Origin of the sequence: Exiguobacterium alkaliphilum, assembly GCF_018138125.1 — a bacterium.
Classification (GTDB): domain Bacteria; phylum Bacillota; class Bacilli; order Exiguobacteriales; family Exiguobacteriaceae; genus Exiguobacterium; species Exiguobacterium alkaliphilum.
In genome coordinates this window covers 2,345,671-2,371,487 of record NZ_CP073101.1, presented here as the reverse complement: position 1 = coordinate 2,371,487, position 25,817 = coordinate 2,345,671, and the positions used below count along the sequence as shown (strand labels likewise).

The window sequence follows — 25,817 nt, the reverse complement described above, 5'->3', positions numbered from 1 at the left end:
CGTCGCCTTTTTCTATGAAGGAGACCAATCATGCGTAAAATCATTGTCGGCTCACGCCGTTCCCAACTCGCGATGACACAGACGAAATGGGTCATCGAGCAATTGAAGAAAGCTGGCGCACAAAACGAGTTCGAGATTAAAGAAATCGTGACGAAAGGTGACCAAATCGTCGACGTCCAGTTATCCAAAGTCGGCGGTAAAGGGTTGTTCGTCAAAGAGATTCAACAACAGATGCTCGACGGTGACATCGATTTTGCGGTCCACAGCATGAAAGACGTCCCGGCCGAACTTCCGGAAGCGCTCTACATCAGCTGTATGCCAAAGCGCGTCGACGCGCGTGACGTCCTCATCTGTGAGAACGGCCATACGCTCGAGACGCTCCCGGAAGGTGCGATTATCGGGACGAGCTCGCTCCGTCGCGGCGCGCAAATGCTCGCGGCGCGCCCGGACTTCGAGATTCAATGGATTCGCGGCAACATCGACACACGACTGAAAAAACTCGAGGCGGAAAATTTCAACGCCATCTTGCTCGCCAAAGCCGGGCTTGAGCGCATGGGGTGGACGGACCGTGTCGACTTCGAAGCGCTCGACCCGGACATGATGGTCCCGGCCGTCGGCCAAGGTGTGCTCGCCATCGAGAGCCGGAAAGACGACGCTGAAGTGACGGCGATCTTACAACTGTTACACGATGACGTGACGGCGAAAGCGGCGAAGGCCGAGCGGACGTTCTTAAAGGCGATCGAAGGGAGCTGCCACGTGCCGGTCGGTGGTTACGCGACGGTCGACGGGGACGATGTGACGCTTACCGGGCTCATCGCCTCGGTCGACGGCAAAGAAGTGCTCCGCGTGACGAAGACGTCGAAGGATGAAATCGCACTCGGTCAAGACGTGGCGAACGAACTCCTCGGACGTGGCGGACGTGAGATTCTCGCCTCGGTCGATGTGTGACGTCTGGTACACAGGGACAAAACGATTGACCGCTTCGCAACGGGCCACGCTCGAGGCGAGCGGTCTTTCCGTTCATCACGTCCCGCTCATCGAGACGAGATTGACCGATGCGCCACTACCGACCCGTTCATTCGATTGGCTCGTCGTCACGAGCCAGACAGCCGTACCGGCGCTGACGGACGTCCCGCGCGACGTCCGCGTCGCCGCCGTCGGCGAGAAGACGAAACAAGCGCTCGAACGAGTTGGCTTCACCGTCTCGCTCATGCCGGAGACGTATACGGGCGAGGCGCTGTTCCACGAGTTGGCCCACGTCGTCAAACCGGACGAGACCGTCGTGTTCGCCCGGGGCGATTTGGCGAACACGGATCATATGAAACAACTTCACCATGTCGTCGACTGGGTCGTCTATGAGACGGTCGGTCGTGACTTGACCGAGGCGGAAGTCGAGGCGCTCGAACGCGTCAACGCACTTCTCGTCCTCAGCCCGTCCGCCGTTCGGGCGATCACACCGTACCTCGACCGTTTCGACGGGACGTGGTACGCCATCGGTGAAGTGACCGAGCGCGCCGTCCGGGAAGTGTCGACGTTACCGGTCCGCGTGCCTGAGTGTTATACTATGGATGCATTAATACAGTGTGTAGGGGAGGATTTTTCATGAACCAGTTCGACCGTCACCGTCGCCTTCGTTCATCGAAGTCGATGCGTGCACTCGTACGTGAAAACCATGTTCGGAAAGAAGATTTGATTTACCCGCTCTTCATCATCGAAGGGACAAATATTAAGCGTGAGGTCAGTTCGATGCCCGGCGTCTTCAACTTCTCGCTCGACCGGCTCGAGGACGAAATCAAGGAGATCGTCGACCTCGGTATTCAGTCGGTGCTCTTGTTCGGCGTACCGGAGCATAAAGACCCGGAAGGTTCGGAAGCGTATCACGACCACGGCATCGTCCAAGAAGCGATCCGTCAAGTGAAAGCGTGGGCGCCAGAACTCACGGTCATCGCCGACACGTGTCTCTGTGAATATACGTCAACGGGCCACTGCGGCATCGTGAAGAACGGGGACGTCGATAACGACGCGTCACTGCCGCTTCACGTGCAGACGGCGATCACGCAAGCGCAAGCGGGTGCAGACATCATCGCGCCGAGCTCGATGATGGACGGCTTCGTCGCGTCGATTCGGGAAGGGCTCGACCAAAACGGGTTCAGTCATATCCCGATCATGAGTTACGGCGTCAAGTACGCATCGGCGTATTATGGACCGTTCCGTGACGCGGCGCAGTCGGCACCAGGTGAAGGTGACCGGAAAGGCTATCAGATGGACCCGGCGAACCGTCGCGAGGCGTTCCGTGAATCACAATCGGACGTCGAGCAAGGCGCCGACTTCATGATCGTCAAACCGGCGCTCGCGTTCATGGACATCATCCGTGACATGCGCGACTCGCTCGATATGCCGATCGTGGCATACAACGTGAGCGGAGAGTACGCCATGGTCAAAGCGGCGGCCTTGAACGACTGGGTCGATGAGCAACGCATCGTCATGGAGACGATGGTCAGCTTTAAACGGGCCGGCGCGGACCTCATCGTCACGTATTTCGCAAAAGACGTCTGTCGCTATTTGGAAGGAGACTACGCATGACCTACAAACAAACACGCTCAGAAGCGGCGTTCGAACAAGCACGTCCGCTCATGCCGGGCGGGGTAAACAGCCCGGTCCGTGCCTATAAATCAGTCGGGATGACACCAATCTTCGCTGAACGCGGTGAAGGCTCACGTGTGTACGACATCGACGGCAACGAATATATCGATTACGTCCTCTCTTGGGGGCCGCTCATCTTAGGTCACCGCGACCCGGTCGTGACGAAAGCGATTCAAGAGCAGGCAGAGAAGGGCTGGACGTTCGGGACACCGACTGAGCTCGAGACGAAGATGGCGGAACTCGTCATCGACCGCGTCCCGTCAATCGAGATGGTGCGTATGGTCAACTCGGGTACGGAAGCGACGATGGCGGCGCTCCGCCTCGCACGCGGTTACACGGGCAAGACGAAAATCTTAAAGTTCGAAGGTTGCTACCACGGCCACGGCGACTCGCTCCTCATTAAAGCCGGATCCGGTGTCGCGACGCTCGGTCTCCCGGACTCACCGGGCGTGCCGAAAGAACTCGCGAGCCATACGCTCACGGTGCCGTATAACGACTTAGAAGCGGTCCGCGTCGCGTTTGAGAAGTACGGCGATGACCTCGCAGGTGTCATCGTCGAGCCGGCTGCCGGCAACATGGGCTTCGTCCCGCCTCAGCCAGGATTCCTCGAAGGACTTCGTGAGATCACGGAACAAAACGGCGCGCTCCTCATCTTTGACGAGGTCATGACCGGCTTCCGTGTCGGCTACAACTGTGCCCAAGGCTACTTCGGTGTGACGCCGGACTTGACGTGTCTCGGGAAAGTCATCGGCGGCGGCCTTCCGGTCGGTGCATACGGCGGGAAACGCGAGATCATGGAACAAATCGCGCCGCAAGGACCGATTTACCAGGCGGGCACGCTCTCAGGAAACCCGCTCGCGATGATCGCCGGCTACACGACGCTGTCGCAACTGAAGCCTGAGCACTACGCCGAGTTCGAACGCAAAGCGGATCGTCTCGCCGAAGGGTTCACGAAAGCGGGCGAGAAGTACAACATCCCGCACGACACGAACCGTGCCGGGTCGATGTTCGGCTTCTTCTTCACGAACGAGAAAGTGACGAACTTCGAGAAGGCGAAATCGGCCAATCTCGAGATGTTCCGCTCGTATTATCAGAAGATGGCGGCGCGCGGCGTGTTCTTGCCACCGTCACAGTTCGAAGGATTGTTCCTCTCGACCGTGCATACGGACGAGGACATCGAGCAGACGCTCGCAGCGGTCGAAGCGACGTTCAAAGAGCTACAAGAAGAGTTTTCACTCTAATCTTGACGGAACCCGCTTCTGTCGCTACAATTGTTTAACAGATACGAACAAAAGCTATGATGAGGAATAGTACGCAACAACCATCCTTTCCCAGAGACGCGGCCGCTTGGTGCAAGGCCGCGAAGGATGGTGCGGAAGTCGCCTCGGAGCTGACCTTTTGAACGCGAGTAGAGAGGTCCGGTCCATCGACCGTTATTCGATTTTGAGGGCGCCAACGTGTTTGGCGAACTAAGGTGGTACCGCGGAAGATTCGGCTTCTTTCGTCCTTAGCGTATAGGACGAGAGAAGCCGTTTTTGTGTTTACATTTTATAGAGGGGGCATTATATATGGCCAACGAGACAAACGAAATCACCATGCCGACGAAGTACGACCCGAGTGCGACGGAAGCGAAATGGTACGACTACTGGTTAGAGAACGACGTATTCAAAGCAGACGAGGACGACTCGAAACAGCCGTACACGATCGTCATCCCGCCACCGAACGTGACGGGGAAACTTCACCTCGGACACGCGTGGGACACGACGCTCCAAGACTTATTGACGCGCTTGAAGCGCATGCAAGGCTATGACGTCCTCTGGCTCCCAGGGATGGACCATGCTGGAATCGCGACACAAGCGAAAGTCGAACAAAAGCTCCGTGAGGACGGCATCATGCGTTACGACCTCGGACGCGAGAAGTTCCTCGAGAAGACGTGGGAGTGGAAAGACGAGTACGCGGACACGATCCGTGCCCAGTGGTCAAAACTTGGCCTCGGCCTCGACTACTCGCGTGAGCGCTTCACGCTCGACGAAGGGCTCTCAAAAGCGGTTCAGGAAGTATTCGTCCGCTTGTATGAGAAAGGCTTGATTTACCGTGGCGAGTATATCGTCAACTGGGACCCGGCTCAGAAGACGGCCGTCTCGGATATCGAAGTCATTTATCAAGAAGTGGAAGGCGCGTTCTATCACATGAAGTACCCGCTCGCGGACGGTTCGGGCCACATCGAGATTGCGACGACGCGTCCGGAGACGATGCTCGGCGATACGGCCGTTGCCGTCAACCCGAAAGATGAGCGTTACGCGCACCTCGTCGGCAAGACGATCATGCTCCCGGTCATGAACCGTGAGATTCCAATCGTCGCGGACGACTACGTCGACATGGAGTTCGGTACAGGCTGCGTGAAGATCACACCGGCACACGACCCGAACGACTTCGAGATTGGGAACCGTCACGAACTCCCGCGCGTCCTCGTCATGGACGAAGGCGGCAAGATGAACGAGAACGCAGGCAAGTACGAAGGGCTCGACCGCTTCGAATGCCGCAAGCAACTCGTGAAAGATTTAGAAGCGGACGGCACGCTCGTCAAGATCGAGCCGCACACGCACTCGGTCGGTCACTCGGAACGTTCGGGCGCGGTCATCGAGCCGTATCTTTCGAAACAGTGGTTCGTCGACATGGAGCCGCTCGCGAAAGCGGCGCTCGAAGCGCAAGGACATGACGATACGAAAGTCAATTTCGTCCCAGAGCGGTTCGAGGGCACGTACCTCCGCTGGATGGAGAACATCCGCGATTGGTGTATCAGCCGTCAGCTCTGGTGGGGCCACCGCATCCCGGCCTGGTACCATAACGAGACGGGCGAGGTATATGTAGGGAAAGACGCACCAGCGGACAGCGAGAACTGGACGCAAGACGAAGACGTGCTCGACACGTGGTTCTCGTCAGCGCTTTGGCCGTTCTCGACGATGGGATGGCCGGACACGGATGCGAAAGACTTCAACCGTTACTTCCCGACGAGCGCGCTCGTCACGGGTTACGACATCATCTTCTTCTGGGTATCGCGCATGATTTTCCAATCGCTCGAGTTCACAGGGAAGCAACCGTTCAACGACGTCCTCATCCACGGTCTCATCCGCGACTCGGAAGGCCGCAAGATGTCGAAGTCGCTCGGGAACGGCGTCGACCCGATGGAAGTCATCGACCATTACGGCGCGGACTCGCTCCGCTGGTTCCTCCTCACCGGGTCAACGCCAGGTAACGACCTCCGTTTTTATTGGGAGAAAATCGAATCGACATGGAACTTCGCGAACAAGATTTGGAATGCGAGCCGTTTCGCTCTCATGAACATGGACGGCATGAAGTTCGAGGACATCGACCTCTCAGGCGAGAAGACGCTTGCCGACAAGTGGATTCTCACACGCTTGAACGACACGGTCGACCAAGTGACGCGTCTCGTCGACAAGTACGAGTTCGGCGAAGCCGGTCGCTACCTGTACAACTTCATCTGGGAAGAGTTCTGTAACTGGTACATCGAGATGGCGAAACTCACGCTCTACGGTGAGGACGAGGCGGCGAAAGCGACGACACGCTCGGTGCTCGCGCATACGCTCGACTCGATCATGCGTCTCATGCACCCGTTCATGCCGTTCCTCACAGAGGAAATCTGGCAGCACTTGCCGCACGAAGGCGACTCGATCGTCCGTGCGAGCTACCCGACACGCCGTGACGACCTCCACTTCGCGGAGTCAGTCCCTGCGTTCGAGGCGGTCATGAACGTCATCCGTTCGGTCCGTAACATCCGCTCGGAAGTGAACGCCCCGATGTCGAAACCGATTCAACTCTTCATCTCGACGTCGGATGAGGCGACACAAGGCTACTTGAGCGCGAACGAGGCGACAATCGGCAAGTTCACGAACGCGACCGAGCTCGAAATCGCGCGTGGCTTGACGGCTCCGGACAAGTCGATGTCGGCCATCATGACGGGAGCAGAACTGTTCATCCCACTCGCCGACCTCATCAACTTCGAAGAAGAGATCGCCCGTCTTGAAAAAGAAGTGGCGAAGTATGAGAAGGAAGTCGAACGCGTACAGAAGAAACTCGGCAACCCAGGCTTCACTGGCAAGGCCCCGGCTCACGTCATCGACGAAGAAAAAGCGAAAGAAAAAGACTACCTCGACAAGCGTGACGCGGTCCGCGCCCGTTTGGAAGAGTTGCGTAAGTAATGCATCGACCTTCTTTGGAGAAAATTTCTCCGAAGAAGGTTTTTTTGGTAGAATTAGGTATTACATACGATAAAGGTGGATGAGATATGAAGCGACGATTGGTCATCGCCAGCCTTGTTGTGTTCGGTTTGAGCGGGTGTATGGCGGAAACGCCTGCGCCGATTGAACGAACCGAATCCGAAGTAACAATCAACGAAGCAACCAAATCACCATCGGAGGAGAAAGACGTGTTCGGCTCCGTGATTGAAGATGTGCCGAAAGGGACCGTTCGACTTGTCGATGCGGTCACGGCCCAATACACACTTCAATATACGGATGGCACGTCCGAGCAACCCTCGAAAGAGGGTGTTTTCTACGAAACGGTCCTCGATAATCTTGGACTCATCGCCATCCGGTTGCCTGATCGCGACGATTCGTTCGGCGTGTTCAACTATTCACGGGGCGAGGAGTGGATGTTGCATGGTATTCAACACCTCACCGTGTCCAAGGCGGCTGAAAAAGTCCGACACGGATTGGATTTGCCTGAAGCGGAGCTCTTTATCGCCCACTTTGAGATGAATCAGCTCGAGCGCCCGGTCGAGATGTGGACGTTGTATGATGAGACGGAGCGCATCACGATTTTGTCGACCGATTCGTTTAGTGTGACTGGCGGTGAATTGATTGACCGACGAGACGTTTCGAATGAGCGGTATCGCTTAAATCAACCGGTAGGGAACGGCTTGTATTACTTCGACCAAGGGAGACTGATTGTCGTGACAGGGAACGTATCGGAAGAGACATTGCTCGACCTCTCGGACTCGTTACCAGAGGCGTCATCGGCAGACTTTCCAATAAAAGAATAAATTAAATCAGGAGAAAGGATGGGTTCTTGTTTGCCAGTGCACGAATTTGATTTATGGGATCGAAACTTGAAAACACCTATACGTAATTCAGATTATAATGGATACACTGAGGTTGATGATGATTTTATCCAAGAGCTTATGGAGGAGTGTTCGATTATGCGTACCTATTTCCATTCGTATCATCGTCCTGAACTCGGGTTAGATTATTATGGAATCACCATAATCCCAAACGAATCGTTGTCGATGTTCTATAATGTCGTCACACAGTCAAGAGCATTCCCTCAATCAGAAGCGTTGAGCGATTTAGCGAGCCTAATCGTCCGTGCTGAGCGCGAGGGGAAAGACTTGGTCCACTTTGGGATTTAAACGAGAAGAACCTCCCGACATCAGTCCTGACGTCTGGAGGTTCTTCGTTTTAGCCAGGTGATGTAGAGACCGATAGCGGTGATCCAAAGGAAATGCATGTAGAGCGAATCGGTCAACCCGACCCGATACAGATGGACGAGATAGACCGCGTACAGAAACGCGGCGATGAGCATCAAAATGAAATAGACGACTCTCATTCGTGGTCACTTCCGTCCCACGCTGGCAACTGTTTGGTCAACAGGAAGTACGATGAGGTGAATAAGGCGCCGAGCGCAAGCCCGGTCCATTGTGGCTGGACCGCTTGGCCGATCAATAGGAGGTAGAGACTATATACCGTGTAAGAAGCCGAAACGATGAGAAAAATCAGTGCGGTGATTGTACCCTTCATTTTGTTTCCTCCCATTCAAGCTCATTCACATGTTTCATGAACTGGAAGAACGAAACGATTAAGAAAAACGCGGGCATGGACCATACCCAGCCGCTATAAAACGGACCTTGCCACAGTTCGAGCGAGATGAGGCAGGCAAAACCGAGTGAGATGAGTGATGCAAGTAGACGCATAAGGAACCTCCTGAATGATTGATACTCACCTATACGTCGATGGATTGGAGAAGGTTCCTAAAAAAATCCATCCCGCGAGAGCGGGATGGATCACGTGCCACAATACGTTTGATACGGAACCATTCGTGGCGGTCCAGGTGAGACGTAGCGGCCATAGTCTGCTTCATAATCGTACGGGTTTCTAAGAACGGCAAGCAATGCATGCGTCGGTTCGAAGTCACCTCGTTCGGCTGCTTGAATCGCTGACTCGACGTGATGGTTGCGCGGGATGACCGCAGGGTTGTGCTGGCGCATGAGCCGGGTCACGTCTTCATCCGGAAGACCTTGTTCCCCGAGACGTTTCCGCCAGGCGGCGAGCCACGCCTTGCCGTCGTCACGATTGGCGAAGGCGAGCGATTCCGTGTCACGGAGCGTGAGGGCGCGGAACGTGTTCGTGAAGTCCGCCTCGGTCTCGACCATCAGGCGAAGCAATTCGTCCGTGAGCGCATCGTCTCCGTCTTTTCGGACGTATAGCCCAATCTTATGCGCGAGTCCCGTGAAGTACGCTTCTTTATACGTTTCCGTATACTCGTTCAACAGCTCGTTGGCGATGTCGATGGCGGCTTCTTGCGTCTCGGCGAAGAGCGGCAATAACGTCTCGGCCAGGCGTGCCAAGTTCCACGACCCGATGTACGGCTGATTCGCATAGGCGTAGCGGCCTTCCCGATCAATCGAGCTGAAGACGGTATGCGGATGATACGTGTCCATGAACGCGCACGGTCCGTAGTCGAGTCCTTCACCGCTGATGAACGTATTGTCCGTGTTCAAGACGCCGTGGATGAAGCCGACGAGTTGCCAGTCGGCGATCAGTTTCGCCTGACGCGTGATGACGCGACGGAGGAACTGTTCGTAGCGGTCCGGCTTTACTTCAAGGTCAGCGTCGTGGCGACGAATCGCATAGTCGGCGAGCGCGATGACGTCATCGATCGAACCGGCCGCGGCCGCATATTGGAACGTGCCGACGCGCAAGTGGCTCGAGGCGACACGCGTCAACACGGCCCCATGCTCGGGACGTTGTCGCATGACAGGCTCACCGGTCTTGACGACACTCAAGGCGCGGTTCGTCGGGATGCCGAGCGCGTGCATCGCCTCACTGATGATAAATTCTCTGACCATCGGACCGATGGCGGCCCGGCCGTCGCCGCCCCGTGAATATTCGGTCGGGCCCGAGCCCTTCAATTGGACGTCAAACCGTTTTCCGTTCGGTGCGAGATGTTCCCCGAGCATGAGGGCACGCCCGTCCCCGAGCATCGTGAAGTGCCCGAACTGGTGCCCGGCATACGCCTCGGAAAAGGACGTGTCGGTCTGAATATTCCCGGCTAACAGGGCGACGTCCTGTTTCACCGCCTCGATGTCGAGCCCGAGCGATTTCGCGAGATCGTCGTTGAACAAGACGAGCTCAGGTGCTTCGACCGGATGGACGGGTCCCCGGTCGTAAAAGATGTCACGGAGTTCTAGGTACGTCGCCTCGAAGTTCCAATTGGTTGTCATCACAATCCCTCCTTCTTCGCCTCGAGTATAGCACAGCCGATTCATTCGTTCGGTGTCTGCGAATTTTGGTAAGATGAAAAGGAAGTGTACATATAGGAGTGAATCGAGATGGAGACGAGACAAGACGTATTGAATTGGTTGAACGGACAGCTTCGGTTTGGCATCAAGCCGGGGCTCGAACGAATGGAGTGGATGCTTTCACGACTCGGGATTGAGGAGTTGCCCTCGGTCCACGTTGCCGGGACGAACGGGAAAGGGTCGACCGTCGCTTTCTTGCGGTCGATAGCAATTAAACAAGGTCTGAACGTCGGGACGTTCATCTCACCATACATCATCCAGTTCGAGGAGCGGATTATGTTGAACGGAGAACCAATCGGGGAAGAGGACCTCGTCGACATCGCGAATCGCGTTCAAGCCTGTGCGAGTGCGTCACCAGAGACGTTGACGGAATTTGAACTGCTTACAGTCATGGCATGGCTCTATTTCCATGAACAACAGCCTGACCTCGTCATTTGGGAAGTCGGTCTCGGGGGTCGCCTCGACTCGACGAACGTGTTGAAACGGCCGCTCGCGACGGTCGTCACGTCCATCGGGCACGACCATCAAGGCATCCTCGGTGATACGCTCGAAGAGATCGCGCTTGAGAAGTTCGGCATCATGAAGCGCGATGTGCCGATGTTCCATAGTTTGACGGAGGAGCGGTTAATTGGATTGCTTGACGCACAAGGAGAGACGATGGACGCCCCGATTCATGACGCCACATCACTCGTCACGTCGATTGAGGACGGGCGCGAGACGGTCGTGACATACGACGGGTTGCCTCCGGTGACGCTCGGATTGACCGGACACCATCAGGCGTATAACGGGGCGTGTGCCGTCGCGGTCGCGCGTCATCTCGGATGGGGAGGAACGGCGATTCGGTCAGGTCTTGAGACAGCGCAGCATCCAGGCCGATATGAGCTCGTGTCGAAAACGCCGCGCATTCTGCTCGACGGAGCCCATAACGCGGAAGGGGTCGAGGCGCTCATCGAGCAAGTACGGCTCGAAGACGACGTGACGATCCTCGCGGCCATCCTCTCCGATAAAGACCGAGCCAGCATGGTGGCGTCGCTTCAAACGGTCGGAACAGTGTACGAGACGACGTTCGATTTCCCGCGCACACGGACGAAAGAAGATTTACTTGCAGACGGGGCCGATTATGTCGATTGGAAACCGTGGCTTGATGATTGGATGAAAGCACCACAGTCGAAGACGCTCGTCGTGACGGGGTCGCTGTACTTCATTAGTGAAGTAAGAACGTATTTCCAAGGTTTGCAAAAATGACCTTGTGTGGCTGGTGAAAAAAGGGTATGACTAAGGTGAGTACGTGTATTGAATCGAACAGACCAGGAGGCACCTTAGATGTCTAAACAACCGAGACCGAAGAAGTACGTACTGATTGCCATGTTTGGAATCGCACTCACCGCCATTCTCTACTCATCGGCATTTGCGGACACGTGGTTAGAAACGTATGCGGCAAAATCAATCCCTGATAAATTCGAAGGTGAAATCACCCGGACGATTTCACCTCCGGAAGGATTGATCGGCAGCACGTTCACGATGACGTATTTGTTTTCACTAGAAGAAATCTTTAATCGTGACAAAGGCCCTAACATCAACGCATACAATTATGTTGATTGGGAGGCCCAGATTGAAGAGAAGATCCCAAACGGGTTTTCGCCTGTTGGCCCGTTGCCGACAGGATGGGAGTTTAATCAAACTTCCCGCATCTTAAAAGGGAAAATCGAGATTTTTTGTGGGAAACCGAAGTCGGGCGCAGAGATAAAATGCAATGACTATGCGAAGCAATCGAATGTCTCAGAAACGATTGTGATCAAGTTAATGGGGAACGAACCTGGCACCTTCAATTTTTCGGAAGGTAAATTCGCTTACTCACTTGAGGCCGATCATGCTGGAAAGACGGCAAAACATGATCGGACGTTCACGGGTAATCCCGGCAGTTTGAATACGCAACCGGTCGTCGTCAAAGGCTTGACGCTTAAACTTCCATCTTCAACGACGATTTATATGAATGATACGAAATCAATCGAGGCTGAACTGTCGTCTCATATCCCGTCTAACGTCAATTTAGACTGGGTCGTCGAGCACTCAAACATCGTGACGCTTCAAAGCGGCAGCGCCACTTCGACAGGATTGAAGGCTGTCGGCGTTGGTGAGACGATTGTTCGCGCAACATACAAATATCCGAACGGATTCGTCGCCAAGTCGAACGATTTGAAAGTGACCGTCAAGTTGCCGAACTTGACGTTGACGCCAGACCCGAAAGAGCTTTGGGTGTACCCGAAAGATGGTTCGGTCGTGAGACAAACCGCCACGTTGACGTTGAACCAGTTGAAAGACGATCAATCCTCTGTCAACAATAAGCTCGGGGTGTCCTGGACATCGAACTCGAACGCGCTTCGGTTGACCCCGAACGGCACGTCGGTGACCGTGGAAGCGCAGCACGGGAGTGACGGCAATGTTCAAGTTGTCGGGGCGCTCACAGGATATTCAGGTCAATCCAAGACGGCACTCATCAACGTGAAAGAGTACCCGCAAAAAGTCTCGACCCCGAACGTCGTCTTGTATATGAGCCAAAGCCCGTACGCATACCCGGTCAAGTTCTTCCCGACGACAGCGAATGTCACCGGTTATGGGTTGACCGTGCTGGAAGGGACAGACGTCATCAAAATCGAGAACAACACGCTAACACTCGTGAAGCCGGGTCTTGCGAAAATCGGACTCGTCACACAAGACGTCAGCCGTTCATTCCCGAACGGAAATGGACCGACGCCAATCGCCCAAGAATTCTACGTCCAAGTGAAGCCGGGCACGGACCCGAACCCAGGGACGGATGAGCCGAGCGGCGATTTCTATTAAATGTAAAAGAGGAAGCCAGCGCGGCTTCCTCTTTATTGTTTCACCGGTTGGCTGACGAACAGTTGCAACTGGTTCGTGACCGGGAGCGTATTGATTTGTTCGAACACGCCTTCGTTATACTCCATGACGAGCCGTGACTTGGCGAACTCGTCGGACGGCGTGACATTCGATGAAGCAAAATACGCCTCTTTCGGGCTGCCGGCCGGGAGCGGTTGGAACGTACCGCGGAACGTGTTGATCTCGAGCGGTCCTTTGCTGTAGAGGCCGCCTCTGATGTTGACAATCGAACCGACGGCAAAAACGCGCGTAGGCTGTTCAGAGTCACTATAGAGGAACGCCTGGAGCGGGGACGACGTGTCGCTGAACTCGTCGATCCGGTTGAGCAGCACTTTCCCTTTCGCGAGCAAGACGAGCGAACTGTCTTGCGCCGAAGAGACACCGCGAATCTCGGCTCGGTCGATAAAGGCGTCTTTCAGTGCGTAGACGGTCGTGTCGAAGGCGACCTTGCCGCGAATTGTCAAGTTGCCGTTCACGATAAGCGGACGGCTGATCGTGATGTCGCGCGTCCCTTCGATGACGACGTCACCGTCGAAAAGGAGTGGAACCGTCGAACGGGCGATCGACTCGCTGATGATGATCGGGTTATTCGACGTCGTCGGCGCTTGGATCCGTCGCAAGTCGGTGATGGCGTCGAGCCTTTGCCGATCGATGAACTCCGTCCAACGCGTGATCGGCTCGGTTTGTCCGGGTACCGTGTACGTCTGGGTGATGAACGGCGGCGTGGTAGGGACATTGAAGCGTCCGCTGCCGAAAATCGAGGCTTCCGGTGCGCCATACGCGATATACGGTGCGGCCGTGACGTGCCGGTTCACATATTGGACGATCGAGTAATCGAAGTTGAACTTGGAGAACGAGCTCTCGACTTGACCGATATCAGGTCGGTCCGAGGCGCCTGGCGTCGTGCTCGTCGCGAAATAGTTTGGGGCGTCGCAGCCGCTGCACTCCGCCGTGTCTCCAAGGTCGATCTTGCCGTCCGTATAGAACCGGCTTGTCGGGCTGTTGCTGAGCGTCTTTTTACTGCTGCCGAGTTGATAGTTCGCATCACGATTCAAGTCGAGCTGTTTCCCGGCGTACATGTTGCCGCTAATGGACGGCGGACCGTTGATCGTCAGCATATCGTCTGTGCCGAGCACGTAATACAAGAACGACGGCAACGCCGTCAAATAGACGTCCTGTGAATACGTCGCCGTCTGGGTCGGCTGTTCTGGCTTCGGTTTCGTCGTGCCGGTCGCCGTCAGCGTCAACACGGTCGTGAACGGAGCGTCGATTCTGTCCGTCACGGACCGGCTAATTGTATACCGAATCTCATTTTCATCAGACTGGCGTGAACCGGTATATAGCTGATTCAAGGCGAGCAACGTCTCGACTCGACTTTGGAACGCCGTTTGCGTTTTCATGTAGTCTTCGACCGTATCCGGATCGTGTTTCGGGAACGTCTTTCGGACGTCTGCGACGAGCACGTTCAACACACTCTTCACGTCCGTGTCAAGTTGCGTCTCGTTGACACGGAAGACGGTCTGTTTATTCGCCGCCAAGTTGACTTGGATGGCCGCTAACGACAGGACGGCGAGCGCAGCCATCGTCACGAGGACGAGAATGAGCACGTAGCCTCGTTCATCTTGTTTCATAAGAAAGACCTCATTTCTCAAAATGGGATGACGCTTGTGAACGTCTTCGGCCGTGACGGGTCGTTCGCCGGGGCGAGCGTGATGCTCACTTCAAATAGCCCGGACGTATAAAAACGGCTCCGTTTGTCCCGAGCGTCCGCCGTACCGTCCTTTAACGTGACGGTAGCATGCTGCAGTAGCACGTCTGGATTCGAAGAGGCAAAAGAAGCTGACGAGAGGGAAGCCGTCGTCGCGACGTAGCCGCTCTCTCGATATAAAATGCCTTTCGCTGACAGTTTCGGGTCACCGAGGCGATGGAACGTGTAGACCCCGTTCGTCACTTCGACGGCATCGAATTCAGTCCGATTCATCTCCTGCATGACGGTCGAGATGAGATAGTCGGCCTCACTGCGGAGGGAGCTCGTGTCGTTCGTCAAACGGAACCCAAGCGTACCGGACAGAAAGACGGCGATGACGATGCCGGCGAAGATAGCAGAGATGACGAGCGCGAGCAACAGCTCGACGAGCGTCACACCGTCTTCATCGCGTCGCAGCTTCTGGGTTGCCTGTCTCAGGGAACTTCTCGCGAAGCGTCGCATTCGTCACCACTCCTTTCAACGTGATCGGTTTTAGAAGCGTCTCCGACGTGACCGTGATGTGAACGTCGAGTAAGCCGGGCGTCGTTTCTGTCGGTGTAATGTCGACGTCGAACTCACGGCCGTTAATCGAGACGTTACAGAGTTCGCAGGCACCTTGCGTTCCGCCGAGGAGCGTCGCGACGTCGAACGAGCCCGTCATGTCGGCAGCGCGTCGTTCAATCGTCTTGAACGTATTTTGGGCGATTTGATTGGCGACGGTCCGATCTAAATCGGAGGAGGTGATTCGTAAGCTTTGGGAGAAGATATTCATCATAGCGAGCGCGAGAATCGATACGACTACAATCGAGACGAGTACTTCGACGAGTGTGAAACCTTGTTCAGAACGACGCAACACGTTGACCTCCTTTTCAAAAATAGTAAAACTGTAGGCAAAAACAGTCTATTTTCCTGAATTAATTGTTATTTTCTGTACAATGCATATTATACTAAAGTTACAGTGATTTCGGATAGTCCATCGAAAGTCTCATGGATCGACCATTTAGGGGGAATTTAAATTATGAAACGATATGGGATGCACGTTCTCATCCTAGCAGGGCTCGTCCTGCTCGTGTCGCTGCCGACGATCGGGCTCGTCAACTACTTGGACGTGGCCGCGAAGACGAGTGCTACATATAAAGACACGCGCGTCGCCGGCATCGATGTGTCAGGCATGACAAAGCAAGAAGCGGTGATCCGGCTTGACAACGCCGTCAAAGATTTTCAAAACGCGCCGTTCAACGTGACGCTCGTCGACGGGACGACGCTCGAAGTCGGGAAAGACGTCGTGACGTTCAACGTCGACGGTACGCTCGAGACGATCACCGAACCAGGGGATTACCCGCTCGCGGTTGCCCTTGACGAAGAACGGATCACCCCGTACCTCGACAATCAGCCGGTGACGATGACGATGGTGACCGGACCGATCACCGCATCGGCATCTCAGCTTGATTCGAATATCGTCCTTGAGACGATTGCCGAAGAGAACGAGGTCGTCGCTTCGATGACGGTCAGCCCGACACCGGCGATGCGCTCGGTACTCGAGCGGATGAACGGGTTTGAAATGAACGCCGGGGACATCTTTAGCTTGAAGGCGTTCGGTGACGATTTCGACGCCATGACAACGCTCGGCCCTTCCCTTTACCAGCTGTTCGCGGCGACGCCGTTCAACATTTTAGAACGCGTCCCGCATGAAGTGCTTCCGAGCGGGGTCGAACTCGGCTATGACGTGCTCGTCGATGACCGTTCGAACTTTGCCGTTCAAAACACAGAACAGACGGCATACGCCATCATCGTCTTGAACGAAGGGAACACGATGACCGTGCAATTGCTCGGAAAAGCGTTCGAGGCGGCGTACGAGTCACGCGTCGAAGAAGTCGTGAGCGTGCCGTATCAAAATGTCGTTCGCTTCAGCCCGTCACTTCCGGCCGGTAGCTCCTCCGTGACACAATCGGGACAAGCGGGTGAATCCGGGAAGCTGTATCGTGTCCGCATCACCGAATCAGGGGAAACACTTGAGATGCTTGGGTTCGACTTCTATGAGCCGGTCCCGGAGATTGTGACGAAAAGCTCGGTCCCGCTTCCGCCTCCAGAGCCGGTCGAACCGGTCATCCCAACTTTTCCCGACGAACTACTGGAAGATGACCCGTTCGATGACGATGTAGAGAATGACGGATTGTATGATTTTGAAGAAGAACCGCCGGTATTTGAAAGCGTTCCGGAAACAAGCGAGGAGGCAGTCGGATGATTGGATATTTGATTTTGCTCGCCTTCTGGGTGCTCGCCACGTTGACGCTATTCGCTCTGTCGGTCCCGAACGTGCGAAAACGGGAGACGAAACTCGTCATCGCGCTTCTCGTCGCCGTGATCGCGGTCGGCGTGTACACGATGTACATGGAAGGACTCGAGCGGACGTGGTGGGCTATTTCCCTCCTCGTCCTCGGCGTGATCGGCGGTGCCGCATTGAGCGTCTTCATCGAACAACGAGACGTCGTGCAACAGGAGGTACCGCAGAGGATGGTGAAGTAAGGTGAGACGGACGAAGAAACGATTAGGTGAGATGCTCATCGAGGCAGGGATCATCACGACGGCCCAGCTCGATGAGGCGCTCGCTCAAAAACGACGGGGTGAAAAGCTCGGCGATACGCTCATGCGGCTCAACTATTTGACGGAGACGCAGCTCATTCAAGTGCTTCATGAGCAGTTGAACGTGCCGATTATCGCGTTATACGCGCAAGACATCAACATGACCGTGACAAAGCTCGTGCCGAAGGCGATCGCCCAAAAGCACGATATCATGCCAATCGAGTTACAGGGGAACACGCTGTTCATCGCGACGGCGGATCCCCTTGATTTGATTGCGGTGGATGACGTCCGGCTCCAGACGGGGATGAACATCGAGGTCGGTATCGCGACGCGAGAACAGATACGTAAGACGATTAGCCGCTATTACGAGATGGACGCCTCACTCATCGAGATTTTAAAAGAAGAAGCGCCCGAAGTGGAACGGCAAGAGACGGCGTCACGAGATGACGCGCCGGTCATCCGGCTCGTCAATCAACTGTTCTTGAGTGCCATCGACCAACGCGCCTCGGATATCCACTTCGACCCCCACGAGAAGCAGCTCCACGTCCGCTTCCGGGTCGACGGCGACCTTCGCACCGAGGCGGTCTATCCGAAGAAGATTCAAAGCGTCATGCTGACCCGAATCAAGGTCATGAGTAACTTAGACATCACCGAGAGCCGATTGCCGCAAGACGGGCGCATCAAATATACGCTCCGCGACCGACCGTATGACTTTCGCGTCTCGACGCTCCCGACGATGTACGGTGAAAAGATCGTCATCCGGGTGCTCGACTCGTCGGAAGGGTTGACCGACCTGACAAAGCTCGGCTTCGGCGAGCACAACGAGCGCGTCTACCGCGACATGCTCAAGCGACCGAACGGGATCATCTTGATCACCGGGCCGACCGGTTCAGGGAAGTCGTCGACGCTCTACGCGTCACTGAAAGAATTGAACGACGAGACGAAAAACATCATCACGGTCGAGGATCCGGTCGAGTATCAGCTCGATGGGATCAACCAAGTACAAGTCAACGCGAAAGTCGGGCTCACGTTCGCCTCAGGATTGCGTTCGATTCTCCGTCAAGACCCGAACATCGTCATGGTCGGGGAGATTCGAGACACGGAGACGGCGGAGATCGCCATTCGTGCCTCGCTGACGGGTCACTTGGTGCTGTCGACGCTCCACACGAACTCGGCCATCAGTTCCATCACCCGTCTCGTCGACATGGGGGTCGAGCCGTTCCTCGTCGCCGCGTCGACGTCCGGGCTCGTCGCCCAGCGTCTCGTCCGACGCGTCTGTCGGGATTGCGGTCATCCGCAGCCCGTCTCGAAGCGTGAGCAAGAACTGTTCGCGAACGAAGGGGTCGCCATCGACCACGTCGTCCGCGGCAACGGCTGTGCGTCTTGTAACTTCACCGGCTATCGGGGCCGCCTGGCCATCCATGAAGTCGTGCCAATCGATGAAGGGTTGCGCCGTCTCATCATGAATCAGGCGACCGAGGCCGAGATGGTCGACTACGCAAAACAGCACGGGGCGAGGTTCCTGCTCGCCGACGGGTTAGAAAAAGTCGCGTCAGGATTGACGACGACCGAAGAAATACTGAGAACAGTCATAACGGAGTGATGAGATGATCCATCAATCGATAGAAGTGATTTTGACGAAGGCGGTCGAACAGCGCGCCTCGGACATCCATCTGACCGCGGGCTCGCCGCCGATCTTCCGCATCGACGGAAGCCTCGTCACGATGGGTGAGGAGAAGGTGTTGCCGGCCCACATTGAGAGTTACTTACGCGAAATTATGACCGATGACATGCGGGCCCGGCTCGATTTAGAGCGCGACCTCGACTTCTCGTTCGGTGTGCCGCGCGTCTCACGGTTTCGCGTCAACGCCTATTATCAGCGAGGGACGGTCGCCATCGCGTTTCGCTCCATTTCCGGGGAAATCCCGACGATGAACGAACTCGACTTGCCGGCCGTGTTGAAACGTCTTATCGAGAAACCGCACGGACTCATCCTCGTGACGGGGCCGACCGGGTCGGGGAAATCGACGACGCTCGCGGCGATGATCCATGAGATCAACCGGACGCAACGGAAGCGGATCATCACGCTCGAAGACCCGATCGAGTATTTGCATTCCCATAACCAGAGCATCGTCGACCAGCGCGAAATCGGTTCGGACGTCATGAAGTTCGTGAACGGACTACGTGCCGCGCTCCGGCAAGACCCGGACGTCATCTTGCTCGGGGAGATGCGCGACCTCGAGACGATCTCGACGGCGATGACGGCGGCCGAGACGGGACACCTCGTCATGGCGACGTTACATACGTCGAGCGCGATGTCGACCGTCAGCCGTATCATCGACGCGTTCCCAGCCGAGCAACAAGACCAAATCCGGACACAGCTCGCCAACGTCTTGCTAGGCGTCGTCAGCCAGCGCTTGTTCCCGCGTGTCGACGTCCCGAAAGGACGCGTCGCCGCGATGGAGATCATGCTCGGCAACGCGGCCGTCGCCAACTTGATTCGCAATGAAAAAGAGTTCCAGCTCCCGACCGTCATCCAGACGAACCGGCAGAGCGGGATGCAGTCGATGGATGCATCCATCGAGCAACTCGTCCGGCAAGGTATCATCAACCCTAACGCCGTGCCGAACGAAGAAATGAGGTAAGCGTATGGCCATATTCCAATACGAAGGCAAGCTCTTGAACGGGCGCCGTAAAAAAGGCCGCATCACGGCCGTCTCGCTCCGCGAGGCGAAAGAGAAACTCCGCGAAGAGTCGATTCTCGTCACCGAGCTGTCCGAACTCGAGTCGACCGGGCTCAACACCGAGATCAACCTTCTCCCGGAGCGGGTGAAGATTGAACATTTGATCATGTACGTGCGCCAGTTCGCGACGCTCATCCGGGCCGGTGTGCCGATCGTCCGGGCGACGTCGATCTTGCGCGTCCAGACCGAGTCGAAAGTATTGAAGAAGACGCTCAGCCAAGTCGAGGACGATTTACGGGAAGGGATCGCCTATTCCGAGGCGATCAAGAAACACCCGCGCGTGTTCTCGAACTTCTTCAGTTCGATGGCGCTTGCGGGTGAGGCGAGCGGGAACTTGGAGGAAGCGCTCGACCAAATCGGGCTCCAGCTTCAGAAACAGTACGACGTGAAACGGAAAGTCATCTCGGCGCTCACGTATCCGCTTGTCGTCTCGATCGTCGCCATCGGCGTCGTCGCCTTCCTCATGGTGAGCGTCGTCCCGACGTTCGCGAGCATCTTCGGGCAGCTCGGAGGCGAACTTCCGCTCATCACCCGGATCGTCGTCGCCGTCTCCGACTTCGTCGCCGCCTATTGGTGGCTCATCTTCGGAATCGCGATACTCGGTGTCCTCGTGTTTACGTGGATGTTGAAGCGAGATAAGGAGCGGTTCATCATCGACGGGTTGTTGCTGAAACTACCGATTTTTGGGCCAATCGTCCTAAAGTCACAAATCGCGTTATTGACCCGAAGTTTGGCCGTCCTGCTTCAAGCGGCCGTGCCGATCTTGTCGGCAATTGAGATTACCGAGAAGATCGTCTCGAACCGCGTCATCCGTAAAGGGCTCGCCGAGGCGCGCAACAGTATGGCGCAAGGCATCCCGCTTCACGAGCCGCTCATGCGCAACACGAACTTCCCGCCGCTCATGACGCAAATGATCGCGGTCGGCGAGGAGAGCGGGGATTTGGACTCGATGTTGAACGAAGTCGCCGAGTTTTATGAGACCGAGGTCGAGACGACGACGGACCGGTTGAAGTCGATTATCGAGCCATTACTAATCGTTGTATTGGCAAGTATCGTCGGGGTCATCGTCATCGCCGTCGTCGTTCCGATGTTCCAAATTTATGGGGATATCCAAAATCAGTAGAAAATTCTTAGTTTATGCACATATACTACTTTTCAACTCCAAATTTTGAATGTATAGTAAAATTGTTCTACTTAATCTAGGTCTTATGTAATACATGCAGCATACAACATAGCAAAACACACAAAAGGGGAGAATCAATCATGTTGGAAAAAATGAAAATGATTTGGCAAGATGCGAAACAGTTGAAAGATGAGCGCGGCCTCACACTCGTCGAGTTGCTCGTCGTCGTCGTGATTTTAGGGATTATCGCAGCCATCGCCGTCGTCGCGATTGGTGGGATTATTGAGAACTCGAAGAAGGATGCGATGGTTGCCGATGCGAAGCAGATGGTAAGCGCGGCGAAATTACATACTGCGTCAAATCCGGGGGCGACAACTTTAGATTTCACTACAGGTGAAGGTGCAAACTATATTTCTGGTCTTAAAGATCCATTCAACAAAACTGCCTCAGAAATGTATTCGACAGCCTCTGTAGCTATAACAGAAAATGGTGGGAAATATTCTTATGCTGTCACTTTGACTAGTGACGAAGCAAAATACAGCTTTAAAGATTCGCCTGAATCAAACTTAAACAAAGCAGAATTAGAAAAAGCTAAATCGACTCCTGATCCAGAATAAAAATAAATTTCCTTTCCGGCTGGCGCTGGGCACTCGCTCAGCCTAGCCGGTTTTCTATTTTTGGCATATACTTACAGAAGGAGTGACCAGATTGGTTGACCTCATTGGACTCATTTACAGCATCGTGCTCGGAGCGGTCATCACTTCGTTCACGAACGTCGTCGGGCTCCGCGTGCCACAGAAGCAGTCGATCGTGACGCCACGGTCGCACTGCCCGTCTTGCGGCCACGTCTTATCGGCATGGGAACTCGTTCCCGTGTTCGGCTACTTGTTCCTCCGTGGCAAATGCCGCGGCTGTGGCGGACGGATCGCGCCGACGTATCCGCTGTTCGAACTGCTCGGGGCAATCGGCTACGGCTACAGCTTTTGGCTGTACGGCTTCTCAGGGACAACGCTGCTCGCGTTCGTCTTCTTGTCGACGCTGCTCGCTTTGGCGATGTCCGATTTGTCGACGATGCTCGTGCCGAACGTCATTTTGCTTTACACGGCGCCGGTTCTGCTCGTCCTCACTTACGTATCCGGCGCGACGTGGTGGAGCCCGCTCGCCGGGGCACTGCTCGGATTTTCGATTTTAGCGACCGTTTTTTTCGTCTCAAAAGGGGGACTTGGGGCAGGCGATGTCAAACTGTTTACAGTAATCGGACTCGTGCTCGGACCACGTGACGTCCTCGTCGCGTTGTTCCTCGCCAGTTTGATTGGTGCGGTCGTCGGTCTGACATTGATCGCATTCAAGCGAATCGGACGCAAGCAACCGATTCCGTTCGTCCCGTCGATTGCGCTCGGGACGATGTTGACGTTTTGGTTCAGCGAGTCATTTTTTGATTGGTATTTTGATTTAATGTAGGGGGAAACCAGCATGAGCCGGGCTATAGAGAAAGGAACGGTCGCGTACTTCTCGTTCGATGCGCTCAGCATCCACGGGGCCGTGATCAAACAAGGCGTCTTCAAACGGAGCGCCTCCGTCCAGTTGGCGAAGAATGCCTACGCCGAAGGGCGGATCCAAGACGAGAACGCGTTCGGCCTCGCCTTCGACGAGTTGTGCCGAAAATTGAAAGTACGAAAAGGGATGGTCTGTGCCGTCGACATGGCCGAGACGGAAGTGTTGTCGCGTAAAGTCGATATCCCATCGAATATCCCAAAAGACGAGATCCGCGGTTATTTGTTCATGGAGATCGGCAGTTCGATCATCTTGCCGTTCGACGACGTCGCCTTCGACTATGAGGTGCTCGGCGAGACGGAGATGAAGACCGAGGTCATGCTGCACGCCGTCTCGGTCGAGTTGACGAAAGCGATCCGCGGTTACATGAAAAAACGCGGCTTCGTCTTGAAGAAGATCGTCCCGCGCCCGGTCGCCATTGCGAACGGCGTGGCCCGTCTCGAGACGCTCGACCCGCTCAAATCGACGCTCCTTTGGCACGTGACACCGTTCGCGCACCAACTGCTCGTCTTAGAGGAAGGACAAGTCCGCTTCATCCGCGCCATCGAGACGGATATCCCGTACCGTGCCGAGACGACGGATGGGGTCGTCACGTATACATACAGTGGCTCGCGGGAGGCGTTCCTGACGCAGACGGACGAATGGTTGAACGAGCTGTCGCGCTTCCTCGACTTTTATCGCTACTCGCTCCGCACGGACGGTCGCCCGATTGACGAGCTGATCGTGACGGGGACGATTCCCGAGCTCGACACGCTCGTCGAGACGATCGAGGCCGAGGCGATGGTGCCGGTCAAACGCATTGACGACCCGCTCCCGCTCTCGCACGCGACGCCGCTGTCGCATCAGATGTTGCCGCTTCTCGGCATGGCGACGCTCGATCGTGACCGCGACGCGAACTTCATCAACTCGACCGACGTCACGCTCCGCTGGCCGGTCGTCGCGAGTCTCGCCTCGCTCCTGATTGGAGGTGGGCTCGCTGGGTTCTTATATTATGAGGTGCAAGGACTTGAACGGCAGGAGACCCAACTGAATGAACAACTCCAGCTCGTCCGCATCTATCAGACGGAGCAGGTGAACTCGAAAGGGCAACAAGTGCTCTCGCTCGACCAGACGGTGACGTCGCTCACGAACGAGGAAAAACAGGCCGTCCCGGCGCTTCGGGCGTTGACGGAACAGTTGCCGCCGACCGGATACGTGTTGACGTATAACTACGCGGACGGCTCGCTCATGAGTGTGCGGGCCCAGTTCGAGACGTTGCCGGAATTGAACGCCTTCCAACGGGCGCTTTTAAACGACCCGCGCTTCGAGAACGTCAAACTGCTCGGCGTCACGACCGAGACGAAAGCGGACACGGAAAGCACGGAGACGGACGAGACGACCCGGTTGACCGAGGAACCGTTGCCGCGCTATATCGGTGAGTTCACGTTCACGTTCGTCGACGCCGAAGTGACGGAGACCGATACCGAAGGGACGACCGATGAGGAGGTGGTGAGCCAATGAAACGTTCGACGATTTATTTGATTTTCACCCTCTGCCTGTTCACGGCCATCGCCGCCCCGGCATATTTCGGCTATACGTACTTCACGAAACAAGGAGACGTCAAGGCACTCGAACGCGAACTGTCGCTCGAACAGACGAAGCTCGAACTGATGCGCCAAGAAGGACGTGCCGTCAACGTCGCTGACTCACAGCGTCTCCAGACGCGCGTCCCGACCGAGCCAGCCTTGGACACGGTCGTCGAGACGTTGTCGCAGGCGAGCCAGCTCGCAAGCGTCAACGTGACGAGCATCGCCTTCGCGGACGGTGTCCTCGCCGAGTCGGAAGTGCCAGAGACGATCGAGACGCCGGAACCGGAAGACGTGAGCGCGACGGCCGAACCGGCGACACCGGTCGACATCACCCCGGTGAACGCGTCCTCGGTGCGAACGACCGTTTCGCTTCAAGCCGAGACGTACGACGCGCTCGTCCTCTTCCTCGAGTCGGTCGAGTCGATGAACCGGATTCACATCTTGCGGACCGTTCAGTTCACGGGACCGGCCGAGACGGGACCGAACACGACCGAGACGATTGCGCCGCTCGACTTCACGGTCGAACTCGACGCCTTCTATCGACCGGACTTGACGCAATTGATTGAGGACCGGTACGTGCCGACGCAGACGTTCCCACGTAAAGACATCCCGGTGTATGACTATACGACGCCGTGACGCGACGCCCTTCGAAATCGAGGGGCGTTTTTCTGTCGGCTACGATTGTATTCGGCTGTCGGTTTGCCTACAATCAACAGGGGAGTGTGAAACGGGAAGGAAGCCCGTTATCTAAGATGAGAAGGAGTCGATACAATGAAACCAACACAGAAACGTGTCATCCTCGCCTCGATGTCACCGCGGCGGACCGAACTATTGGCCAAGGCCGGCATTCACCACGAGGTCATCCCGTCGAACGTCGTCGAGGGTGTCAACGGGCGCGAAGCGGCAGATGAATACGTCGGGCGCCTCGCCCGGGAGAAGGCGATGGACGTCGCCCGCTTGCACCGTGACGCCGTCGTCATCGGGTCGGACACGGTCGTCGTCTTAGACGGGAAGATCCTAGAGAAGCCGGCCGACCGGGAAGAGGCGAGCCAGATGCTCCGTCGTCTTTCCGGTGCGACGCATGACGTCCTGACCGGGGTCAGCATCATCGGACCCGAGCGCCAAGACTTGTTCGTCACGACGACACGCGTCACGTTCATCGACATCCCGGAGGCGTGGCTCGACGGCTATCTCGATTCCGCTGAGCCGTATGATAAGGCCGGCGCCTACGGCATCCAAGGGTCGGGCGGATTGTTCGTCGAACGGTTAGAAGGCGACTACTATAACGTCGTCGGCCTGCCGCTCATGCCGCTCGTCCGGACGCTCGAAGGTCACGGGGTGACGCCACGCTTTCTGTGAT

At 55.9% G+C, this 25,817-nt stretch carries 25 protein-coding genes, 1 pseudogene and 1 other annotated feature; of the genes and pseudogenes, 19 read left to right on the top strand and 7 right to left on the bottom strand.

Annotated features, from left to right (window positions below; genetic code table 11):
* The first annotated feature begins 30 nt into the window (after positions 1–30).
* From hemC to KB235_RS12210, 7 genes are all read left to right on the top strand, one after another.
* The gene (gene hemC, locus KB235_RS12240; RefSeq protein ID WP_211779776.1) at positions 31–948 is read left to right on the top strand and encodes a hydroxymethylbilane synthase; all 918 of its coding nucleotides are present in this window, start codon (positions 31–33) and stop codon (positions 946–948) included.
* Positions 920–1,606 carry a uroporphyrinogen-III synthase gene (locus tag KB235_RS12235; protein ID WP_246514206.1) on the top strand — a complete coding sequence of 229 codons (687 nt, stop codon included), beginning with the start codon at positions 920–922 and terminating at the stop codon, positions 1,604–1,606. Before hemC ends, KB235_RS12235 begins: the two co-directional genes overlap by 29 nt.
* On the top strand, positions 1,603–2,583 hold the full coding sequence (hemB, locus tag KB235_RS12230) for a porphobilinogen synthase (RefSeq protein WP_211779775.1): 981 nt from the start codon (positions 1,603–1,605) through the stop codon (positions 2,581–2,583). Before KB235_RS12235 ends, hemB begins: the two co-directional genes overlap by 4 nt.
* Positions 2,580–3,884: a glutamate-1-semialdehyde 2,1-aminomutase gene (gene hemL, locus KB235_RS12225; protein WP_034816347.1), complete on the top strand. Its 1,305-nt coding sequence runs from the start codon at positions 2,580–2,582 to the stop codon at positions 3,882–3,884. The genes hemB and hemL overlap by 4 nt, the downstream gene beginning before the upstream one ends.
* Before the next feature lie 47 nt (positions 3,885–3,931).
* Positions 3,932–4,155 (top strand) — a binding site (T-box leader).
* A 56-nt stretch (positions 4,156–4,211) separates the two neighbouring features.
* Positions 4,212–6,863, top strand: coding sequence for a valine--tRNA ligase (locus tag KB235_RS12220; protein ID WP_211779774.1), 2,652 nt, complete (start codon positions 4,212–4,214; stop codon positions 6,861–6,863).
* An 86-nt stretch (positions 6,864–6,949) separates the two neighbouring features.
* Positions 6,950–7,705, top strand: a complete 756-nt coding sequence (locus KB235_RS12215) for a hypothetical protein (protein WP_211779773.1) — start codon at positions 6,950–6,952, stop codon at positions 7,703–7,705.
* 156 nt (positions 7,706–7,861) lie between these two features.
* Entirely contained in the window at positions 7,862–8,071 is a 210-nt protein-coding gene (locus KB235_RS12210; protein WP_051690303.1) for a hypothetical protein, read from the top strand.
* Positions 8,072–8,091: 20 nt separating this feature from the next.
* On the opposite strand, the gene KB235_RS12205 is transcribed toward KB235_RS12210, so the two are convergent.
* From KB235_RS12205 to KB235_RS12190, 4 genes are all read right to left on the bottom strand, one after another.
* Positions 8,092–8,268 carry a hypothetical protein gene (locus tag KB235_RS12205; RefSeq protein ID WP_156028796.1) on the bottom strand — a complete coding sequence of 59 codons (177 nt, stop codon included), beginning with the start codon at positions 8,266–8,268 and terminating at the stop codon, positions 8,092–8,094.
* Positions 8,265–8,459 (bottom strand): hypothetical protein, encoded by a 195-nt coding sequence (locus tag KB235_RS12200; protein ID WP_211779772.1) that lies wholly within the window; start codon positions 8,457–8,459, stop codon positions 8,265–8,267. The genes KB235_RS12205 and KB235_RS12200 overlap by 4 nt, the downstream gene beginning before the upstream one ends.
* Complete coding sequence (locus KB235_RS12195) at positions 8,456–8,632, bottom strand: hypothetical protein (protein ID WP_211779771.1); 177 nt, start codon at positions 8,630–8,632, stop codon at positions 8,456–8,458. The genes KB235_RS12200 and KB235_RS12195 overlap by 4 nt, the downstream gene beginning before the upstream one ends.
* A 90-nt stretch (positions 8,633–8,722) precedes the next feature.
* Positions 8,723–10,162 carry a protein adenylyltransferase SelO gene (locus KB235_RS12190; RefSeq protein WP_211779770.1) on the bottom strand — a complete coding sequence of 480 codons (1,440 nt, stop codon included), beginning with the start codon at positions 10,160–10,162 and terminating at the stop codon, positions 8,723–8,725.
* Positions 10,163–10,270: 108 nt separating this feature from the next.
* On the opposite strand from KB235_RS12190, the gene KB235_RS12185 reads away from it, so the two are divergent.
* Both KB235_RS12185 and KB235_RS12180 read left to right on the top strand, forming a co-directional pair.
* On the top strand, positions 10,271–11,485 hold the full coding sequence (locus KB235_RS12185; RefSeq protein ID WP_211779769.1) for a bifunctional folylpolyglutamate synthase/dihydrofolate synthase: 1,215 nt from the start codon (positions 10,271–10,273) through the stop codon (positions 11,483–11,485).
* A gap of 78 nt (positions 11,486–11,563) precedes the next feature.
* A complete protein-coding gene (locus KB235_RS12180) occupies positions 11,564–13,081 on the top strand; it encodes a hypothetical protein (RefSeq protein ID WP_211779768.1) in 1,518 nt (505 codons plus the stop codon).
* 32 nt (positions 13,082–13,113) lie between these two features.
* Here the strand turns inward: KB235_RS12180 and KB235_RS12175 are convergent, their stop codons facing one another.
* From KB235_RS12175 to KB235_RS12165, 3 genes are read right to left on the bottom strand one after another with little or no spacing between them, the layout of a single operon-like run.
* Positions 13,114–14,769: a hypothetical protein gene (locus tag KB235_RS12175; RefSeq protein ID WP_211779767.1), complete on the bottom strand. Its 1,656-nt coding sequence runs from the start codon at positions 14,767–14,769 to the stop codon at positions 13,114–13,116.
* Positions 14,770–14,786: 17 nt separating this feature from the next.
* Complete coding sequence (locus KB235_RS12170; RefSeq protein ID WP_211779766.1) at positions 14,787–15,347, bottom strand: PilW family protein; 561 nt, start codon at positions 15,345–15,347, stop codon at positions 14,787–14,789.
* Positions 15,289–15,738 (bottom strand): prepilin-type N-terminal cleavage/methylation domain-containing protein, encoded by a 450-nt coding sequence (locus KB235_RS12165; protein ID WP_211779765.1) that lies wholly within the window; start codon positions 15,736–15,738, stop codon positions 15,289–15,291. Before KB235_RS12165 ends, KB235_RS12170 begins: the two co-directional genes overlap by 59 nt.
* 165 nt (positions 15,739–15,903) lie before the next feature.
* Here KB235_RS12165 and KB235_RS12160 point away from each other — a divergent pair.
* The 10 genes and pseudogenes from KB235_RS12160 to KB235_RS12115 form a co-directional block, all read left to right on the top strand.
* Positions 15,904–16,935 (top strand): annotated as a pseudogene (locus tag KB235_RS12160) (G5 domain-containing protein); the annotation flags it as partial.
* A gap of 191 nt (positions 16,936–17,126) precedes the next feature.
* Entirely contained in the window at positions 17,127–17,411 is a 285-nt protein-coding gene (locus tag KB235_RS12155) for a hypothetical protein (RefSeq protein ID WP_034817945.1), read from the top strand.
* 1 nt (position 17,412) lies between these two features.
* Complete coding sequence (locus KB235_RS12150; protein WP_034817946.1) at positions 17,413–19,071, top strand: GspE/PulE family protein; 1,659 nt, start codon at positions 17,413–17,415, stop codon at positions 19,069–19,071.
* Between the two features lie 4 nt (positions 19,072–19,075).
* The gene (locus KB235_RS12145; RefSeq protein WP_211779763.1) at positions 19,076–20,113 is read left to right on the top strand and encodes a type IV pilus twitching motility protein PilT; all 1,038 of its coding nucleotides are present in this window, start codon (positions 19,076–19,078) and stop codon (positions 20,111–20,113) included.
* Positions 20,114–20,117: 4 nt separating this feature from the next.
* On the top strand, positions 20,118–21,335 hold the full coding sequence (locus tag KB235_RS12140) for a type II secretion system F family protein (protein WP_034817948.1): 1,218 nt from the start codon (positions 20,118–20,120) through the stop codon (positions 21,333–21,335).
* Positions 21,336–21,475: 140 nt separating this feature from the next.
* A complete protein-coding gene (locus KB235_RS15730; protein WP_246514204.1) occupies positions 21,476–21,952 on the top strand; it encodes a prepilin-type N-terminal cleavage/methylation domain-containing protein in 477 nt (158 codons plus the stop codon).
* A 91-nt stretch (positions 21,953–22,043) separates the two neighbouring features.
* Entirely contained in the window at positions 22,044–22,796 is a 753-nt protein-coding gene (locus KB235_RS12130; RefSeq protein ID WP_211779762.1) for a prepilin peptidase, read from the top strand.
* 12 nt (positions 22,797–22,808) lie between these two features.
* Positions 22,809–24,389, top strand: coding sequence for a pilus assembly protein PilM (pilM, locus tag KB235_RS12125; RefSeq protein ID WP_211779761.1), 1,581 nt, complete (start codon positions 22,809–22,811; stop codon positions 24,387–24,389).
* On the top strand, positions 24,386–25,093 hold the full coding sequence (locus tag KB235_RS12120) for a hypothetical protein (protein WP_211779760.1): 708 nt from the start codon (positions 24,386–24,388) through the stop codon (positions 25,091–25,093). The genes pilM and KB235_RS12120 overlap by 4 nt, the downstream gene beginning before the upstream one ends.
* 135 nt (positions 25,094–25,228) lie before the next feature.
* Positions 25,229–25,816 (top strand): Maf family protein, encoded by a 588-nt coding sequence (locus tag KB235_RS12115; RefSeq protein WP_211779759.1) that lies wholly within the window; start codon positions 25,229–25,231, stop codon positions 25,814–25,816.
* Position 25,817 lies beyond the last annotated feature (1 nt).